This window comes from Paraburkholderia sp. FW306-2-2C-D06C (genome assembly GCF_058781505.1).
In genome coordinates, this window is sequence record NZ_JBYSWU010000001.1 from 136,686 (window position 1) to 155,417 (window position 18,732).

Here is an 18,732-nt window from a genome sequence, read left to right on the forward strand (position 1 = left end):
TTCCAATGAACATATCCAAATTCTTCATCGATCGGCCGATCTTTGCCGGCGTGCTATCGGTCGTGATCCTGCTGGGGGGCATCATTTCGCTCTTCAAGCTGCCGATCTCCGAGTACCCGGAAGTCGTGCCGCCTTCGGTGGTGGTCCATGCGCAGTATCCGGGCGCGAATCCGAAGGTGATCGCGGAAGCGGTGGCCTCGCCGCTCGAAGAGCAGATCAACGGCGTCGAGAACATGCTGTACATGCAGTCGCAAGCCAATAGCGACGGCAACCTCACGCTGACGGTGACCTTCAAGCTCGGCACCAATCCGGACCTCGCGACGCAGCTGGTGCAGAACCGCGTCAATCAGGCGCTGCCGCGTCTACCGGAAGACGTGCAGCGCCTCGGCATCACGACCATCAAGAGCTCGCCGACGCTGACGATGGTGGTCCACCTGATCTCGCCGAACAACCGCTACGACATGACGTATCTGCGCAACTACGCGCTGTTGAACGTCAAGGACCGGCTCGCGCGGATTCAGGGCGTGGGTGAAGTGCAGTTGTGGGGCTCGGGCGACTACGCGATGCGTGTATGGCTCGATCCGCAGAAAGTGGCGCAACGCGGTTTGACCGCGACCGAAGTGGTCAACGCGATCCGTGAGCAGAACATCCAGGTGGCAGCCGGTGTGATCGGCGCATCGCCTTCGGTGCCGGGCACGCAGTTGCAGTTGTCGGTGAACGCGCGCGGCCGTTTGAAGACCGAGGGCGAATTCGGCGACATCATCGTCAAGACCGCGCCGGATGGCGGTGTGACGTATCTGCGCGATATCGCGCGTATTGAACTGGCGGCGTCGGAATACGGCTTGCGTTCGCTGCTCGACAACAAACCGGCTGTGGCGCTGGCAATCAACCAGGCGCCAGGGGCGAACTCGCTCGCGATTTCCGACCAGGTGCGTTCGGCGATGAAGGAACTCGCCGAAGACATGCCGGCGGGCGTCGAGTACAAGATCGTCTACGACCCGACGCAGTTCGTGCGTTCGAGTATCGAGGCGGTGATTCATACGCTGCTCGAAGCGATCGCGCTGGTGGTGATCGTGGTGATCGTGTTCCTGCAAACGTGGCGCGCGTCGATCATTCCGTTGATCGCGGTGCCGGTGTCGATTGTCGGGACCTTCTCGTTGCTGCTCGCGTTCGGCTTCTCGATCAATGCGTTGTCGTTGTTCGGCATGGTGCTGGCGATCGGGATCGTGGTGGACGATGCGATCGTGGTGGTGGAGAACGTCGAGCGGAATATCGAAAACGGCCTCAGTGCGCGTGACGCGACATATAAAGCCATGCAGGAAGTGAGCGGGCCGATTATCGCCATCGCGCTGACGCTGGTCGCCGTGTTCGTGCCGCTCGCTTTCATGAGCGGTTTGACGGGCCAGTTCTACAAGCAGTTTGCGATGACCATCGCGATCTCGACAGTGATCTCGGCATTCAACTCGCTGACCTTGTCGCCGGCTTTGTCCGCAATGCTGCTGCGCGGTCATGGTGCGAAGGAAGACCTCCTGACGCGTGTGATGAATCGCGTGCTGGGCCGCTTCTTCAAGGGCTTCAACAAGGTGTTCCATCGCGGCTCGACCGAATATGGCCGTGGCGTGACTGGCGTGCTGCGTCGTAAGGGCGCGATGCTCGTGGTGTACGCGATTCTGCTGGGTGCAACCGTGCTGATCTCGCGCGTCGTGCCGGGCGGCTTCGTGCCCGCGCAGGACAAGGAATACCTGATTGCATTCGCACAGTTACCGAACGGCGCGTCTTTGGATCGCACGGAGAAAGTGATCCGCGATATGAGCGCGATCGCGCTGAAGCAACCGGGCGTGGAAAGCGCGGTGGCGTTCCCGGGTTTGTCGGTGAACGGCTTCACCAATAGTTCCAGCGCGGGCATCGTGTTCGTCACGTTGAAGCCTTTCAAGGATCGCGGCAGCAAGAAGCTCGCGGCCGGGGCTATTGCCGGCGCGTTGAACCAGCAGTACAGCGCGATCAAGGATTCGTTCGTGGCGGTGTTCCCGCCGCCTCCGGTGCTCGGCCTCGGCACGCTCGGCGGCTTCAAGATGCAGTTGGAGGATCACGGCGCGGTCGGTTATGCGGAGTTGAACAAAGCTGCCCAGGCGTTCGTGAAGAAGGCTGCGCAGACGCCCGAACTCGGCCCGACCTTCTCCAGCTATCAGATCAATGTGCCGCAGTTGAACGTCGATCTGGACCGCGTGAAGGCCAAGCAGCTCGGCGTGCCGGTCACGGACGTGTTCAACACGATGCAGATCTATCTGGGCTCGCTGTATGTGAACGATTTCAACCGCTTCGGTCGAGTGTATCAGGTGCGGGTGCAGGCGGACGCGCCGTTCCGTCAACGTGCCGACGACATCCTGCAACTGAAGACACGTAATGCGGCGGGCGACATGGTGCCGTTGTCGTCGCTGGTGACGGTCACGCCTACGTATGGTCCGGAAATGGTGGTGCGTTACAACGGCTATACCGCTGCCGACATCAACGGCGGTCCGGCGCCGGGCTTCTCGTCCGGCCAGGCTCAGGCCGCGGCGGAACGCGTTGCGGCGCAAACCTTGCCGCATGGCGTGAAGCTGGAATGGACCGACCTGACGTATCAGCAGATCATCGCCGGCAATGCGGGGCTGTGGGTGTTCCCGATCAGCGTGCTGCTCGTGTTCCTCGTGCTGGCCGCACTGTATGAAAGTCTGACGCTGCCGCTCGCGGTGATCATGATCGTGCCGATGAGCGTGCTGTCCGCGCTGACCGGCGTGTGGCTCACGCACGGTGACAACAACATCTTCACGCAGATCGGCTTGATGGTGCTGGTGGGGCTGTCCGCGAAGAACGCGATTCTGATCGTCGAGTTCGCTCGTGAACTCGAGCATGACGGACATACGCCGCTGTCGGCGGCCATCGAGGCCAGCCGCTTGCGTCTGCGTCCGATTCTGATGACGTCGATCGCTTTCATCATGGGTGTGGTGCCGCTGGTGCTCTCGAGCGGGGCCGGGTCGGAGATGCGTCACGCGATGGGTATCGCGGTGTTCTTCGGCATGCTCGGCGTGACCTTGTTCGGCCTGATGCTGACCCCTGTGTTCTATGTGGTGCTGCGTACGCTGGCGGGCGGGACGATTCACGTCGCCCAGAAAGACGCGCCGCACTATGCGTTGCCGGTGACGGATGCCTGAGGAGAAAACAATAATGAAGCGGTTTGAATCTTTGAGCGGATGGGGCCGGGCGGCCGCCAGCGGTTTGCTGGTGGCGCTGCTCGCAGCCTGCTCCGTGGAGCCTACGTATAAGCGGCCGGAGGTGGATACGCCGGCCGCGTTCAAGGAGGCGCCGGTCGCGTCGCCGCAAAACGCGGGCACCTGGAAGCCGGCGCAACCCGCCGACGACGCGCATCGCGGCGAATGGTGGACGATTTTCGGCGACGCCAGGCTCAACGAACTGGAACAGCAGGCGGCTGCTGCGAATCAGGACCTGAAGGCGGCCGCGGCGCGTGTGCAGCAGGCGCGTGCGGTGACGCAGGCGGCGAAGTCGGACTGGTTCCCGAAGCTCGACGCAGGCTTCGGTCCGACGCGCGAACGGGCGTCGGCGGCATCGCAACTCCAGCCGGATAGCGCAGGCGGCACGACGGGCACGATCTGGCGTGCCCAGGTCGGGGCGTCGTATGAAGCGGATCTGTTCGGGCGGGTCGGTTCGAACGTGAATGCGTCGCGTGCGGACGAGCAGCAGAGCGAAGCGTTGTTCCGTTCGGTGCAACTTGCGCTGCAGGCCGACGTTGCGCAGAACTACTTCCAGTTGCGCGAACTCGATACGGATCAGGATCTGTACCGCCGTACCGTGGCGCTGCGCGAGGATGCGCTGAAGCTGGTCGAACGGCGTTTCAAGGAAGGCGATATCGGCGAGCTGGATGTGTCGCGCGCCCGCAATGAACTGGCGAGCGCGCGTGCCGACGCGGTCGGTGTGGCGCGTCAGCGAGCTGCCTCCGAACACAGTCTGGCGATTCTGCTCGGCAAGCCGCCGGCGGATTTCTCGTTCGCGGAAACGCCGCTCGTGCCGGTGACGGCGCGGGTGCCGGCCGGTTTGCCTTCGGCGCTGCTCGAACGGCGGCCGGATATTTCGGCGGCGGAGCGGGCGATGGCCGCGGCGAATGCGCGGGTCGGCCTGGCGAAGTCGGCGTTCTTCCCGAAGCTCGATATCACCGGCGCCTTCGGCTATGAATCGGCGACGCTTGGCGATCTGTTCAAGTGGTCGAGCCGCGCGTTCATCCTTGGACCGCTCGCCGGCACCGCGTTGACTTTGCCTCTGTTCGACGGCGGCCGCCGCAAGGCGAATCTCGCGCAGGCTCGCTCGAAATACGACGAGGATGTCGCGCAATATCGTCAGCAGGTGCTGGTGGCGTTCCGCGAGGTGGAAGACAACCTGGCCGATCTGCGTCTGCTCGACGATCAGATTCGCGAGCAGAACAACGCGGTAGAGGCATCGCAGCGGGCCGCGCATCTGTCGCGCACGCAGTACACGGAAGGCGCGGTCAGCTATCTGGATGTGATCGACGGCGAGCGGCAGGTGCTGATTTCGCAGCTTCAGGCGAGCCATTTGTCGGGCACCCAGGCGGTGTCGACGGTGAATCTGATTCGCGCGCTGGGCGGTGGCTGGGGCGATGTCAAGGCGCCCGATACGGCGGTGGGGGCGGTTGCGCCCGCGTCCGCGCTGGCGTCAGCATCAGCCTCTGCGGCTCCGGAGCAGGTAGCGAAGCGGTAGGTTGGCGCTTAAGCGAATGGGTAGACGAGGGCCGCCGGGTCGTGCGAGAGCGCGGCCCGGCTTTTTTTATCGCCTGTACAGTACCGCTGCTAAATCATCTTTCCTGCGTTCCTTCCAAAAATCGCTTCGTAGACCGCCCGCATCCCGCTATCTATCATGGTCCGCTCTCTTTACGTGAAAATTGCATGAACCCACCTCGTCATGCCGAGGCGCTGGAAACGCTGCAAACATCCGCTGAGCCCGCAGTGCGCGATCTTGCCGGCTTGCTCGACGCATTGCGTGCCAGCGCCGCACAACGCGATCGCGACGGCGGGCACGCCGCGCAAGAGAAGCAATGGATCGCCGACGCGGGTCTGCTGACGCTGGCCGTGCCGCACGAATTCGGCGGCGCCGGTGCGAGCTGGCCCGACATCTACGAAACGATCCGTGCGATAGCGCGTGTCGACAGTGCGCTCGCGCATCTGCTGGGCTTCACCTGCTTGCAGGTGGTCAGCGTCAATGTGTGGGGCAATCCCGAACAACGTGCGCGTTATCTGAGCGGCACGGTGGAAGGGCGCTGGTGGTGGGGCAATGCGGTCAATCCGCTCGACACGCGACTCGTTGCAAGCGCAACCAGCGGCGGCGGCTATCGTCTCGATGGCCAGAAGGGATTTTGCTCCGGCACGCGCGGCTCGCAGATGATGACCGTTTCCGCGCAGGATCCGGCAACCGGCCGACCGGTCTTCGCCGTCGTGCCGACGGCGCGCGAGGGCATCACCGTCCACGAAGACTGGAACCCGATCGGTCAGCGGCAGACCGATAGCGGCAGCGTGTCGTTCGCGCAGGTCAAGGTCGAGCCGCATGAAGTGCTGGAGCGCGCCGATACGCCGTACGCGAGTCTGCGCACACTGATCTCGCAGCAGGTGCTGACCAATCTGTTCGTGGGCATCGCGCAGGGCGCGCTCGACGAGGCGCGTGCGTACGTGAGCCAGTATGGCAAGCCCTGGATCAGTTCCGGCGTCGAAAAAGCCGCTGACGATCCCTACCTGATCCAGCGTTTCGGCGAGATGCGTCTGCAAGCGGTGAGCGCGGAAGCACTTGCAATGCGCGCCGCCTGCGCGCTCGAAGACGCGTGGCAGCAGGGCCCGGCGCTTGCCGCCGAAACGCGCGCGCAGGTCGCGCTCGCCACGTCGGAGGCGAAGATTCTCGCGCACCGCGCCGCGCTCGATGTCAGCGAAAAACTGTTCGACGCCTGCGGCGCCCGCTCGACGCACGCGCCGCTCGCGCTCGATCGCTTCTGGCGCAACGCGCGCGTGCACACGCTGCACGATCCGCTCGACTATCGCGTGCGCGATGTCGGCCGTTATGCGCTCAGCGGGACATTGCCGGAAGTTTCTTTGTACACTTGAGGCGGTTCGCGGCGGCCCTGCAGGCGAGCCGCGTTTCATCCACCTCAAGAGACCACCGGATTGCAGTTCAAACTACCGACTACGGCAACAGCGCCGTTTTGCCCGTCCGAGGTGCAAGGCACGGTCGCCGTCTCGCAAGGCGCACCTTTCTGGAAAAAAATCCTGCAATTCGCCGGACCCGGCTTGCTGATTTCGATCGGTTACATGGACCCCGGCAACTGGGCCACCGATATCGAAGCCGGTTCGCGTTACGGCTATAGCCTGCTGTTCGTCGTCATGCTGTCGAGTCTCGCGGCCATGGCGCTGCAATGCCTGAGCATGCGCCTCGGCATCGCTACCGGGCGGGATCTCGCGGAGTTGTCGCGGGCGCGCTATAGGCCAGGTGTCGCGCGTTTCCAGTGGCTGCTCGCGGAGTTGTCGATCGTCGCCTGCGATCTGGCCGAAGTGCTCGGCGGCGCGCTGGCTTTCCATCTGCTGTTCAAATGCTCGCTGACTGCCGGCGTGTTGCTGACCGCATTCGATACGCTGATCGTGCTCGGCCTGAAGGGCAAGAATTTCCGCGATCTCGAGGCGATCATGCTCGGACTGATCGCGACCATCGGCGTCGGTTACATCATCGAACTGGCGCTGGTGAAGCCGCATTGGCCGTCGGTCGCGCAGGGGCTGATTCCGTCCTGGCAGGCGCTCAGCTCACGTGAGCCGATGTATCTCGCGATCGGCATTCTCGGCGCGACCGTGATGCCGCATAACCTCTATCTGCATTCATCGATCGTGCAGACACGGGCCGTGAAGCGCGATTCAGCCAGCATCAAGTCGGCGATCGGCATGTCGCGCATCGATACGATTGCGTCGCTGGTGATCGCGCTGCTGATCAACATGGCGATCCTGATTCTTGCCGGTGCCGCGTTTCATGCGACCGGCCACAACCAGGTCACCGAAATCGAAGATGCGTACAAGCTGCTCGCGCCGATCGTCGGGACCGGTTTCGCGGCGGTGCTGTTCGCGCTCACGCTGCTGGCGTCGGGACAAAGCTCGACCTTCACCGGTACCGTGGCCGGGCAGGTCATCATGGAAGGTTTTCTGAAGCTGAAAATCCCGTGCTGGCAGCGGCGCTTCATTACGCGGGCGCTGGCCTTGATCCCGGCGTTGATCGGCGTGCAGATGATGGGCAACGATGCGGTCGGCAAGCTGCTGGTCGCAAGCCAGGTCGTGCTGAGCCTGCAACTGCCGTTCGCGCTTTATCCGCTGATCCGCATGACCAGCGATCGTTCGCTGATGGGCGAATTCGCCAACCAGCTGCCGACGCGGCTGCTCGCCTGGGCGCTGTTCGCGGTGATCAGCGCGGCGAACCTGTGGCTGGTGGCGCAGACGGTGGGGTGGGTGAGCTAAGGTGGGTGCGCTAAGCGGCCTCGCGTCGGACGCCGAAAGTTCAGGCTGCTTGCGCGATCTGCGATGCTTCGAGCGCTTCCTGACGGGCGGCGGCGGCCTTCTTGGTCTTGCCGGCGCGCGACGGCGGCTGGCAGGCGCCGCATACCACGTTATGTTGCAGATCGTGCTTGTGGGCGACGAACTTGCCGGTGCAGCGGCAGCACTTGGTCAGTTGCAGGATGTCGGCGTCGAAGAAACGCACCAGCGTCCACGCACGCGTCAGGTCCAGCACGGGTTCGGTTTCGCTGTGCCGGCAATGTTCCAGATACAGCCGATACCCTTTGGTCAGCGCGTCCAGATGCGAGCAGCGCGCTTCATTCTTCAGGAACAGGTACGTGTTGTAGAACAACGATGCGTGGATGTTCGCCAGCCACGTCATATACCAGTCCGCCGAGAACGGCAGCATGCCCTTGGGCGGAGACACACCCTTGACCTCGCGGTACAGGCGGATCATGCGGTCGCGCGACAGCGTCAATTCGCTTTCGAGCACCTGCATGCGCGCGCCGAGTTCGATCAGCGCGATGGCGCGGAATACGTCTTGCGCGTCTTCGGTCAGGCTACGCTTGAGCATCGCAGTCCCCTCGTTTAAGCAAACTGCTCGGCAGGCTGGCCTGCAAGCAGGATCGCAGCGTGAGTCGGCGAAACTGCGGCGTGCTTCGTCGTTTGCGTCAACGCCGACAGCATCGAGTGGTCGTTGAAGCGGAAGAAGCACAAAAGCTGATCGGAAGCGGCCAGTTTGACGATCTGCGCGAGCGACAGCCCGGCAAGCAAATCAGCCAGTTCCGATGACAGTCCCAGCCGGAACATCCCGACCGGTTTGTCCTCACGCAACATGCGTTGCGCGAGCATGATGTAAGACAAGTTGATTTCGCGGATTGAATCCAGCGTCTCGCTGCTACGGTCCATTTTCTGCGTTTCCGAAGCCCCGAATTACTATGTCGGCTTTTTTGCCGTTATGTCTTTTCTGCCTCACCGGAAACGATGACCTCCGGCTACATGTCACCACCTGATACAGATGGCGATTTCTTGATACATAGCGTTACATTTCGTAACAGCTTGGGACGAATTGTATGAAGGGTAAAACCAGAAATCAATCCTTTCTCAAAAAAATATCTCAAAAAGATGCATCAAATTTCGGTAACTATTTCACAGTCCCGTAATAGAGGGAGCTGTGCCGTTTTCCCGCCCTCAAAAACTCTTGTCTGATCCATGCAAACCCTTGTATGGCGGGACTCAGGTTTGATTGTCAGGAAATAGGAAGAGGCCTGTCAGGAGACCGGAAAATCGCGCATTGGGCAGGAAGGGAAATAGAAAGTAAGCCCAATTAAAAGTAATAAATACCGGTCATTGGCATTGCGATGGGGACAAATCAGGCGTGTAACATTTCGATGAGGCCCCAGTTACAAACAGCGCGGTATTTGTAACTTCCGGCAATCCGTTTGGGCGAATTCGTTCGACGGCGGGGCTGAACTCAGGGCCGCGGGCATGCGCCCGGCACATTGCGGGCGAATGTGACGGCCAGCTAGAGCCGGGCCGTGCAAGCTGCGTGACACGATGCCGCTGAAATAGCCGCGGATGTTAAAACGCCGGTACTTCCGACCACGCCGATCAGCGGTGTTTCGGACGATGCGTACGCGCCCAGCGCTGGCCTGGCGCGAGCCGGTGCGGGGCGGCGCCGGTCTCGTGTTGCTGGCGTTGGTGGGATGGCTGCGCTGGCAGTGCCGGCAACGCCGCAATAACGCGGCCCGGCACTTCGCGCGGAACGGCTGATTGTCAATTCGGCCATAATCGACATTCGACGCGAGCCGGTCGTGAATCGACCGGCATGCCTTACCTGGGCCGACCTGCCGAACCCGGACGGTCAGCCGCCAATTGCACATCAAGGAGACACCGTGCTGAAGAATCTGGACCCGCTGTTGAACGCCGACGTGTTGTACGCGCTTCGCTCGATGGGGCATGGCGACGAGCTGGTGATTTGCGACGCGAATTTCCCGGGCGCTTCAGTGGCGCGTACGACGGTGCTGGGCAAACTGCTTCGCCTCGACGGCGTGAGCGCGCCGCGTGCGATTCGAGCGGTTCTGTCGGTGCTGCCGCTCGATACCTTCATCGAGCATCCTGCTTCGCGGATGGAAGTGGTGGGCGAGCCGAACACGATTCCGGCAGTGCAACGCGAAGCGCAAATCGAGGTCAACGCAGCGGAAGGGCGCGAGGTGCCGTTTGCTTCGATCGAACGATTCGCTTTTTATGAGCGCGCGCGTAAAGCCTATTGCGTGATCGCAACGGGCGAAGAGCGCGGTTATGGCTGCTTTGTGCTGACCAAGGGCGTATTGCTTGCGCCGGACGCCCCGCGATAATCGAGGCAGGTCGCGTCGAGGCGCTCCGTACACCTCTGCCCGAGCTTGGAAAAGGCGGGCAATGCACATATTCTCAGGTGCAAAGCGGGGAACTGCGGCCGTCTGGTCGGGTCTGCTGCTTATTCATTTACAGGAGCCCCCTCATGACGCGTCCCGTCGATTCCGGTGTCATCCTCGTCGCGCGTATCGCCCTTGCCGTGCTCTTTCTGTGGGGCGGCGTGATGAAGCTGCTGGGCTATGCGGGCTTCGTCGGCTATCTGCATTCGAAAGGCGTGCCGTTCGTGCCGGTCGCCGCACCGATCGCGACCGCGGTCGAGGCGCTCGGCGGCCTGTTCCTGATCGTCGGCTTCAAGGTCCGTCCGCTCGCGCTCGTCATGGCGGTGTATACGGTGGCGACGGCAGTGCTGGGGCACGACTTCTGGAACGTCACCGATGCCGCCTTGCAACGCGACATGGTGATCCACTTCTGGAAAAACATCGGCATTGCCGGTGGTTTCCTGCTTCTGTTCGTGACCGGAGCGGGCCGTATCAGTATCGACGGCGCCCGCGCGCCGCGCGGCGGGTTGAATCGATGATGGCACAGGCCGTGCCGGTTGCTTCTGATTCCGGCTGTTATCAAGGGAGCAAACCATGATTCAAAGTTTCGAGCAAACCATTGGCGGCAAGGTCACGCAGCTGTGCGCAAGCCTTGGCGAAGGGCCCACGCCGCATCGCGTCATCATCAGCCTGGCGGATTCGGCGAAAACGCTGGTGGTTCTGGATGCATCGGGGCTCCTCAGCACAATCAAGGCCGAGATCGATGAGCCGGAAAAGCTCATCGCCGACGCGATCAGCAAGGCGCAAAGCGAAGGCCTGATCGAGCGCGCTATCGATACCGGCACGATTCAGGAGGCATCGCTCTGAGCCCGAAACGTAGCGGTCAGTGCGGCTCGGCTGCTCGTACGGGCCCGGACTTGCGCTCGCTCGCCGCTCGCCTATGCGGCTCGGGATGCACGAGGCAGGCGAGTACGCCGCCGAGCACCAGCAGCCCCACCGAGATTCCGGTGGCGGCCTGCATGCCCGCTACGATCCGCGTGGCGGCTGCGCCGCTTGCCAGGGCGCCGAACGCGGCCACGCCCACTGCGCCGCCCGCTTGCCTCGCCGTATTCAGCACTGCCGACGCCGTGCCTGCCCGTTTCGCTTCGGCGGAGGCCAGCACGCTCGTGGTCATGGCCGGGACGGCAAGCCCCATGCCTGACGGAATCAGCAGGAACGGCACCAGCAAGCCGGCGAGCGGCGTGGCTGCGTCGACCCGATGCAGCAGGCCATAGCCGAGCGCGGCAGTCATCGCTCCGGCGATCATCGGCACGCGCACACCGTAGCGGCCGACTACCCAGCCGCTCGCCACGTTCGAGACCAGAAACCCGCCGGTCAACGGCAGGAACGCGAGCCCAGCCTGCAACGGCGTATAGCCGCGCACGCGCTGCAAATACAGGCTCAGCACGAACACCATGCCGTAGTACGTCAGATTCACGCAGATGCCGAACAGCACCGCGGCGCTGAAGGTGCGCTTGCTGAAGAGCGAGAGCGGCAGCATCGGCGCCGCGACGCGCGTTTCCACGGCGATAAACGCGCCGGTCGCAACCAATGCGAGGATGAACCCGCCCGCCACCAGCGGATGGCTCAAGCCGGCTGGACGCCATTCGATCACGGCGGCGACGAAGGCGGTCAGCGCGACGATGGCAAGGCCTTGGCCGCTCAGATCGATGCTGCGCGCGCCTGGCCCGGCTTCGGTCCGCAGGCTGCCCGCTGGCGTCGGTGCCGTTGCCGGGCGCGGCACCCAAAGCAAGGTCGCCAGCAAACCGGCCGCGCAGATCGGCAGGTTGACGAGGAAGATGCTGCGCCAGCCGAACGCCGCGATCAGCAGACCGCCGGCTACCGGACCCGCCGCGATCGACATCGCGCCGGCAGCGGTCCACAGCCCGACGGCGCGGGCCCTGAGCCTCGGGTCATGTCCAAACGACCGATTGAGCAGCGCGAGCGAGTTCGGCAGCATCGCGGCGGCGCCGATACCTTGCGCCGCGCGCGCCGCGATCAGCATGGCGGCGTTCTGCGCCAGTCCGCAAGCGAGCGACGCCAGTGCGAACAGCACGATGCCGGCCGCGTACATGCGCCGCGTGCCGAGCCGGTCGCCGAGCACGCCGGCGGACAGCATCAGCACCGCGAACGCGAGCGTGTATGCATCGACGACCCATTGCAGGCCCGCCACATTCGCCTGCAGGTCCGCACCGATCTTCGGCAGCGCGATGTTGACAATGGTCACGTCGAGTTGCGTGACGACGAAGCCGACGCTGACCGTCGCGAGGACGCGGCCGAGAGCGGGCGTGAGAGAGGGATTGGGCGTTTTCATGCGATGCATCGTAGGTCCGATGCGGCGCACCATGTTTCGCGATGGCGTGAAGTGTCGATGTCGCCGAAACAACCCGCAAGGCAGGGCATGAGCCCGAGAGAGGAACCACGGCGCGCCGCGTGGGCGCGCCGTTGCGATACTACGACGTACGACGCGCGATCAACGCGTTTGCGCTGCGTCCTTGATGAGGAACGTGGTCAGCGCACCGACGATACACAGCGCGCCAACATACATCGGCGCGGCCATCGGGTTCGACTTCATCATCAGCGACACGGCGACCGGCGTGAGGCCGCCGAACACCGCATAGGCGACATTATACGAGAACGAGATGCCCGAGAACCGCACGACCGGCGGGAATGCCTTGACCATCACGAACGGAATCGCGCCGATCACGCCGACGAAAAAGCCCACCACCGCGTACAGCGGCACCAGCGCCGACGTATCGGCGGCAAGCTGCTGGAACATCACGTAGTACGACACCGCGAGCGCCAGGCCGCCGATGAAAATCGTGCGCCCCGCGCCGATCCGGCCGGCGATCGAGCCCGCCATCACGCAGCCGATCGTCAGGCACAGCGTCGCGACGCAATTGGCCAGCAGCGCGGTGGCCGGCGCGATGTGAAACTGCTTCTGCAACAGCGTCGGCGTCATCAGGATTACCACGACGATCGCCGCCGACAGCATCCACGTGAGCAGCATCGACACGATCACGGCGCGGCCGTGATCGCGCAGCACGGCTTTGAGCGGCACTTCCGCGGCGAGCGACTTGCGCTGCTTGAGTTCGGCGAACACCGGCGTCTCGTGCAGCCAGCGGCGCAGATAAACCGAGAACATGCCGAACACGCCGCCGACCAGGAACGGAATGCGCCACGCGTACGCCGCGATGTCCGCCGGCGCGAAATGGCGGTTCACCGCCGAGGCGATCAGCGAGCCGAGCAGGATGCCCGCTGTGAGACCGGCCGTCAGCGTGCCGCACGCGTAGCCGACGTGCCGCTGCGGCACGTGTTCGGAGACGAACACCCATGCGCCCGGCACTTCGCCGCCGACCGCCGCGCCTTGCAGCACGCGGAACACCAGCAGCAGCACCGGCGCCAGCACGCCGATGCTCGCGTAGGTGGGCAGCAGGCCCATCATCAGCGTCGGCACCGACATCAGCAGCACGCTCAGCGTGAACATGCGCTTGCGGCCGAACAGGTCGCCGAAGTGCGCCATGATGATGCCGCCCAACGGCCGCGCCAGATAGCCGGCGGCGAAGATACCGAAGGTCTGCAGCTGGCGCAGCCAGTCCGGCATTTCGGCCGGGAAGAATAGTTGACCGATCGCCGGCGCGAAGAATACGAAGATGATGAAGTCGTAAAACTCCAGAGCCCCGCCCAGCGCGGCGAGGCCGAGCGTTTTGTAATCGCTGCGTCCAAGAGGGCGTGGGGTGGCAGCCTGTGCTCCACCCAGATTTGTTGCTTGCATTGCTATGTCATTGTCTTGAATTGAAAGCCACACGTAGCGCGTGGAATGCGGCGGTCGTCGGGCGAGAAGTGTGGCAAGCGCTGGGTAGAGCACGGGACACCGGCGCGCCGGTCCGGATAGGGCAGGCGTGATGACGACTGAGGCCAAGCCGGGATTTTACAGGATGAAAGCCCTTCGCTTCGCGAAGCGTTTAATTAGATTGGGAAAAGTTCCCTTGAAGCCGTTTTTATTCCGATGTCGGGCCTTTACGCTAGGGGCGCTGTACGTAGTGTGGATGTCTGATGTCGGAACGTGACGCGCGTCCGTCAGAACAGGGCGCCCGGCGTGCAGTTTAGGATTGCTCCTATGGGATGGAAGGGGCACCGCTTTGAGAATCGCGTCCGAGCTATCAGTTGAGAGTCATCCCATGCGTATTGCCATCCTTCAGCGTGACCCCGTGCAGCGCCAGTCGCTCGAGAGGATCGTCATGCATGCCGGCCACACCTGCATGAGTTACGGCGACGGTCTCGCCATGTCGAAAGCGCTTGCTCGTTCCACGGTGGATCTTCTCGTGCTGGATTGGCGGGGCTCGCGCCTGTCCGGCGCCGAAGTGCTGAGGTCGGTGCGCGCAGTGGGCGGCCGCCTGCCGGTCATGTTCGCTTCGGCTGAAACGTCGGAGGAGAGCGTGGTGCGCGCTTTCAGCGGCGGCGCGGACGACTATGTCGGACTGCCTGTGCGCCCGGGCGAGTTTCGCGAGCGCATTACCGCGCTCCTGCGCCGTGCCTATCCGGACCGTTTCAGCGCGGCGAGCTTTGACGTCGGCCCGTACCATTTCGATACCCATCGGCAGATCGTCATGTTGCGCGGGCAGCCGGTCCAGCTATCGGGTACGCAATACCGGCTGGCGTCGCTGTTCTTTTCCAACATCGGCCGCGTGATGTCGCGCGACCATATCTACGCGATGGTGTGGGGCCGCGAATTCCGCGAGTTCACGCGCACGATCGACAGCCACGTGTCGCGCCTGCGTCTTTTGCTCGAAATCGAGCCGCAAAACGACTTCCGCCTGCAACCGGTGTACAAGAGCGGCTACCGGCTGGTGCATTTGCAGCAAGGCGAAGCCGGCGCCGAGGTGAAGGCGGCCTGAGCTGACGGCCGGTGTTGCGGGCTGCTCGTTAGAGCGCAACCAGCCGCAACCGCCGCAACCAGCCGCAACCAGCCGCAACCAGCCGCAACCAGCCGCAACCAGCCGCAACCAGCAACCGCCGCAACCAGCCGCTACCGTACCTCCGCGCCGTTCAGAGCGGCGGCAACGCCGGACGCGTTTCGAGCGCCCGGCGAATCAGCGCTTCCACGGCCAGGCGTTCGTCGCCCGCCAGCGGCAGACGCGGCGGCCGCACCGGTTCCGTGCCGAGCCCGACGATCGCCTCCGCCAGCTTGATGTTCTGCACCAGCTTCGGCGACACGTCGAGCGCGAGCAAGGGCGCGAACCAGCGATAGATCGCGCGGGCTTCTTCGAGCCGGCCGGCTTTGAGCAACTTGTAGATCGCGACCGTCTCGTGCGGAAATGCACACACGAGACCGGCCACCCAGCCATGCGCGCCCATCAGTATCGCTTCCATCGCCAGGTTATCGACGCCGCACAGAATCGCGAAGCGGTCGCCGACCGCGTTGATCAGATCGGTCACGCGCCGCACATCGCCGCATGATTCCTTGATCGCGACGATTTTCTTTTCGTCGGCGATCTCGGCGAACATCTCGGGTGTCATGTCGACGCCGTATGCCAGCGGATTGTTGTAGATCATCAGCGGCAGTGCGCTGGCGTCGGCGACGCTGCGGAAGTGGTGCAGCGTCTCGCGCCGGTCGGACAGATAACGCAGCCCCGGCAGCACCATGAAACCGGCCGCGCCGCGCCGGCTGCCGGCTTCGGCCTGACGGCAGGCGTCGAGCGTGCTGTTTTCGGCGATCGTCAGCAGGACCGGTACGCGGCCGCGCGCCGTGTCGACGGCGATGTCGAGCACTTGCAGCTTTTCGTCCAGAGAGAGCGTCGACGCCTCGCCGAGCGAACCGCACACGATGATGCCGTCCACCCCTGCCTCGATCTGCGCTTCGATATTCTTACCGGTCCACGCGCGGTCTATGCTGAAATCTGCGTTGAATTTGGTGGTGACTGCGGGCAATACGCCTTCCCAGATATGCGCCACGACTGCTCTCCTGAATGTGATGAGTCGAAGCGCAGTGTAAGCAGGGAATTTGCCGTCGTCTTGCGCGATTGCCGCGTGGCGCATGACGATTTCGGCATAGTGACTGTGCGCGCAGGCCTGTCTTGATGAAGCGAGGCGGCTATTTCAGGATGAAACGCGAAGAACGGTGAGGTTGCGTGAGACGTTCGCCCGGGGCGCCTGGTGCTGTCGCCGCTCGTGTGCGATGAGGGTGCCGCCCGCGTCGGTCGCAAGCGCGCGACGCGCCCCAAAACGCGCGAGATGATTATGCCGAAATCGTCACAATCCACGCGCACGTACACCAAGACTGGCCAGCCGCGCATTCTTACCATGGTCGTCATGAAAACCTTGAACATCATCGACTCGCACACCGGCGGTGAACCGACCCGCCTGGTGGTGTCGGGTGGCCCGGATCTCGGCGGCGGCACGCTGGCGCAGCGCCTCGACGTGTTTCGCGCGCATTTCGACGACTGGCGCGCGGGCATCGTCACCGAACCGCGCGGCTCCGATGTCGTGGTCGGCGCGCTGCTGTGCGAGCCGGACGACCCGGCGTGCGCGGCGGGCGTGATCTTCTTCAACAACGTCGGCTACCTCGGCATGTGCGGGCACGGCACGATCGGCCTGGTCGTTTCGCTCGCGCACATGGGACGGATCGGGCCGGGGCGCCATCGGATCGAAACGCCGGTCGGCGTTGTCGAAGCGACGCTCAACGAGGACGGCAGCGTCGCCGTGCGCAACGTGCCGGCTTACCGCTATCGCGAAGGCGTGCAAGTGGACGTGCCGGGCTACGGCATGCTGAGCGGCGATATTGGATGGGGCGGCAACTGGTTTTTCCTCGTCGCGGAACATGGACGCACGCTGGAAGCCGCGCGCATTGGCGAACTGACGGCATTCAGTTCGGCGATTCGCGACGCTTTGATCGCGCAGCGCATTACGGGTGCGGCGGGCGCCTTGATCGACCACATCGAACTCTTCGGGCCCGGCTCGCGCGACGGCATCGACAGCCGCAGCTTCGTGCTGTGTCCGGGCAACGCGTACGATCGCTCGCCGTGCGGCACCGGCACGAGTGCGAAAGTCGCCTGTCTCGCCGCCGACGGCAAATTGGCCGAAGGCGCGGTGTGGCGGCAGGAAAGCATCATCGGCAGCGTGTTCGAGGCGAGCTATCGCCGCGCCGCCGACGGCGTTTCGGTCATCCCGACCATCACCGGCCACGCGCACATCATGGCCGAAGGGCGCCTGTGCTTCGATGAGCGCGATCCGTTCGCATGGGGCATCCGCACGGCATGACAGCGGACGCGGTGATCGTCGGGGCGGGCATTATCGGCGCGGCCTGCGCGGCGGAACTGGCCGCGCTCGGCATGCGGGTCGAGGTGCTGGACGAACAGGGCATCGGCGGCGGCGCGACGGCGGCGGGCATGGGCCATATCGTCGTGATGAACGACTCGCCGGCGGAATTCGCGCTGAGCCGCTACTCGCGCGCGTTGTGGCTGGAACTGGCGCTGCACTTGCGCCCATGCGATGCGTTCGCGCGCTGCGGCACGCTGTGGGTCGCAGCGGACGACGAGGAGTGGCAAGCCGCGCGCGCGATGCAGGCCGCGTTTGCGGCGCAAGGCGTCGCCGCGCAACTGCTCGACGCGGCGGCGTTGCGGACGTGCGAGCCGGCGCTGGCGGGGGCGATGGCGGGCGGCTTGCGGATCGAGCACGACAGCATTGTGTATGCGCCCACGGTCGCGCAGTGGCTGCTGACGCAATCGCCGGGCGCCGCGCATATCCGTGTGCGGCTCGGCCCGCAAGTCGTCGAGCTCGGTGCGCATGGCGTGACGCTGGCCGACGGCGAGCGTGTGAGCGCGGCGCACGTGATCGTCGCCAATGGCCTCGGAGCACAGCGGCTTGCGCCATGGCTGCCGTTGCAGGCGAAGAAGGGCCATCTGCTGATCACCGACCGCTATCCCGCGCTGATTCGTCATCAACTGCTCGAGCTCGGCTACATCAAGAGCGCGCACCATGCGGCCGGCACGTCGGTGGCGTTCAATGCACAGCCGCGGCCTACCGGCCAATTGCTGATCGGCTCGTCGCGCCAGTTCGATACCACCGATCCCGCTGTCGAGATGCCGGTGCTCGCGCAGATGCTGCTACGCGCGGCGCGCTATCTGCCGGTGTTGCCGGCGCTCAATGGCATTCGCGCGTGGACCGGCTTTCGCGCGGCGTCGCCGGATGGTCTGCCGCTAATCGGTCCGGCCGGCGAGCACGCGCCGGGTGTCTGGCTGGCCGTCGGTCATGAGGGGCTGGGCGTGACCACTTCGCTCGCAACCGCGAAGCTGCTCGCCGCGCAAATCACGGGGAGCTCCGCGACGATTCCTGCCGAGCCGTATCTGCCGGCGCGATTGACCAAACGGAACGGTCATGGCTAGCACGCTGATAGGTGGCCGCGTGCGCGTCCGCGTGACGATCGACGATAGAAGCATCGACGTCGAAGCCGGCACGACGGTCGCCGCCGCGCTCGTCATTGCCGGGAAAATCGGCACGCGGACCTCGGTCGGCGGCGAGCCGCGCGCGGCGCTGTGCGGCATGGGCGTGTGCCAGGAGTGCCGCGTCACGATCGGCGGCCGGCAGCACGCGTTGGCGTGCCAGACGCTTTGCCACGACGACCAGACCATTTGCACGGACACGATGGGCATGACGGGTATCACGGACACCGCGAGCACCACGGACACCACGGACACCACGGACACCACGGACACCACGGA

At 64.2% G+C, this 18,732-nt stretch carries 16 protein-coding genes and 1 pseudogene; 12 read left to right on the forward strand and 5 right to left on the reverse strand.

The genetic code is table 11. The annotated features are described in order from the left end of the window. The first annotated feature begins 5 nt into the window (after window positions 1–5). The 4 genes from AC3WLT_RS00625 (at window position 6) to AC3WLT_RS00640 (ending at window position 7,544) form a co-directional block, all read left to right on the forward strand. Window positions 6–3,191, forward strand: a complete 3,186-nt coding sequence (locus AC3WLT_RS00625) for an efflux RND transporter permease subunit (RefSeq protein WP_492589785.1) — start codon at window positions 6–8, stop codon at window positions 3,189–3,191. 13 nt (window positions 3,192–3,204) lie between these two features. Beyond that, window positions 3,205–4,767 carry an efflux transporter outer membrane subunit gene (locus tag AC3WLT_RS00630; protein WP_492589787.1) on the forward strand — a complete coding sequence of 521 codons (1,563 nt, stop codon included), beginning with the start codon at window positions 3,205–3,207 and terminating at the stop codon, window positions 4,765–4,767. A gap of 185 nt (window positions 4,768–4,952) precedes the next feature. After that, window positions 4,953–6,155, forward strand: coding sequence for an acyl-CoA dehydrogenase family protein (locus AC3WLT_RS00635; RefSeq protein ID WP_492589789.1), 1,203 nt, complete (start codon window positions 4,953–4,955; stop codon window positions 6,153–6,155). A gap of 60 nt (window positions 6,156–6,215) precedes the next feature. Next, complete coding sequence (locus AC3WLT_RS00640; RefSeq protein WP_492589791.1) at window positions 6,216–7,544, forward strand: Nramp family divalent metal transporter; 1,329 nt, start codon at window positions 6,216–6,218, stop codon at window positions 7,542–7,544. A 40-nt stretch (window positions 7,545–7,584) separates the two neighbouring features. Here the strand turns inward: AC3WLT_RS00640 and flhC are convergent, their stop codons facing one another. After that, on the reverse strand, window positions 7,585–8,154 hold the full coding sequence (gene flhC, locus AC3WLT_RS00645; RefSeq protein ID WP_492589793.1) for a flagellar transcriptional regulator FlhC: 570 nt from the start codon (window positions 8,152–8,154) through the stop codon (window positions 7,585–7,587). Window positions 8,155–8,168: 14 nt separating this feature from the next. Further along, entirely contained in the window at window positions 8,169–8,489 is a 321-nt protein-coding gene (gene flhD, locus AC3WLT_RS00650; RefSeq protein WP_115104566.1) for a flagellar transcriptional regulator FlhD, read from the reverse strand. Between the two features lie 720 nt (window positions 8,490–9,209). Between flhD and AC3WLT_RS00655 the strand changes: the two genes are divergently transcribed. The 4 genes from AC3WLT_RS00655 to AC3WLT_RS00670 all read left to right on the forward strand — a co-directional run bounded on the left by AC3WLT_RS00655 (window position 9,210) and on the right by AC3WLT_RS00670 (window position 10,840). Then, window positions 9,210–9,353, forward strand: a complete 144-nt coding sequence (locus AC3WLT_RS00655) for a hypothetical protein (RefSeq protein ID WP_492589795.1) — start codon at window positions 9,210–9,212, stop codon at window positions 9,351–9,353. Between the two features lie 122 nt (window positions 9,354–9,475). Next, entirely contained in the window at window positions 9,476–9,937 is a 462-nt protein-coding gene (locus AC3WLT_RS00660) for an RbsD/FucU family protein (protein ID WP_115104554.1), read from the forward strand. 143 nt (window positions 9,938–10,080) lie between these two features. Continuing rightward, window positions 10,081–10,512: a DoxX family protein gene (locus tag AC3WLT_RS00665; protein WP_492589797.1), complete on the forward strand. Its 432-nt coding sequence runs from the start codon at window positions 10,081–10,083 to the stop codon at window positions 10,510–10,512. Window positions 10,513–10,567: 55 nt separating this feature from the next. Further along, the gene (locus AC3WLT_RS00670; RefSeq protein WP_492589799.1) at window positions 10,568–10,840 is read left to right on the forward strand and encodes a hypothetical protein; all 273 of its coding nucleotides are present in this window, start codon (window positions 10,568–10,570) and stop codon (window positions 10,838–10,840) included. A gap of 16 nt (window positions 10,841–10,856) precedes the next feature. Here the strand turns inward: AC3WLT_RS00670 and AC3WLT_RS00675 are convergent, their stop codons facing one another. Both AC3WLT_RS00675 and AC3WLT_RS00680 read right to left on the reverse strand, forming a co-directional pair. Further along, entirely contained in the window at window positions 10,857–12,326 is a 1,470-nt protein-coding gene (locus AC3WLT_RS00675) for an MFS transporter (RefSeq protein WP_492589801.1), read from the reverse strand. A 159-nt stretch (window positions 12,327–12,485) separates the two neighbouring features. After that, entirely contained in the window at window positions 12,486–13,787 is a 1,302-nt protein-coding gene (locus tag AC3WLT_RS00680) for an MFS transporter (protein ID WP_492589803.1), read from the reverse strand. A gap of 406 nt (window positions 13,788–14,193) precedes the next feature. Here AC3WLT_RS00680 and AC3WLT_RS00685 point away from each other — a divergent pair, with 406 nt between their 5' ends. After that, complete coding sequence (locus AC3WLT_RS00685; protein WP_492589805.1) at window positions 14,194–14,910, forward strand: response regulator transcription factor; 717 nt, start codon at window positions 14,194–14,196, stop codon at window positions 14,908–14,910. Window positions 14,911–15,061: 151 nt separating this feature from the next. Here the strand turns inward: AC3WLT_RS00685 and AC3WLT_RS00690 are convergent, their stop codons facing one another. Then, a complete protein-coding gene (locus AC3WLT_RS00690) occupies window positions 15,062–15,967 on the reverse strand; it encodes a dihydrodipicolinate synthase family protein (protein ID WP_492589807.1) in 906 nt (301 codons plus the stop codon). Between the two features lie 348 nt (window positions 15,968–16,315). Here AC3WLT_RS00690 and AC3WLT_RS00695 point away from each other — a divergent pair, with 348 nt between their 5' ends. The 3 genes and pseudogenes from AC3WLT_RS00695 to AC3WLT_RS00705 all read left to right on the forward strand — a co-directional run. Further along, a complete protein-coding gene (locus AC3WLT_RS00695) occupies window positions 16,316–17,272 on the forward strand; it encodes a 4-hydroxyproline epimerase (RefSeq protein WP_492590118.1) in 957 nt (318 codons plus the stop codon). Then, entirely contained in the window at window positions 17,269–18,396 is a 1,128-nt protein-coding gene (locus AC3WLT_RS00700) for an NAD(P)/FAD-dependent oxidoreductase (protein ID WP_492590120.1), read from the forward strand. The genes AC3WLT_RS00695 and AC3WLT_RS00700 overlap by 4 nt, the downstream gene beginning before the upstream one ends. After that, window positions 18,389–18,649: pseudogene (locus AC3WLT_RS00705) on the forward strand (2Fe-2S iron-sulfur cluster-binding protein); the annotation flags it as partial. The gene AC3WLT_RS00700 and the pseudogene AC3WLT_RS00705, both read left to right, overlap by 8 nt. Window positions 18,650–18,732 lie beyond the last annotated feature (83 nt).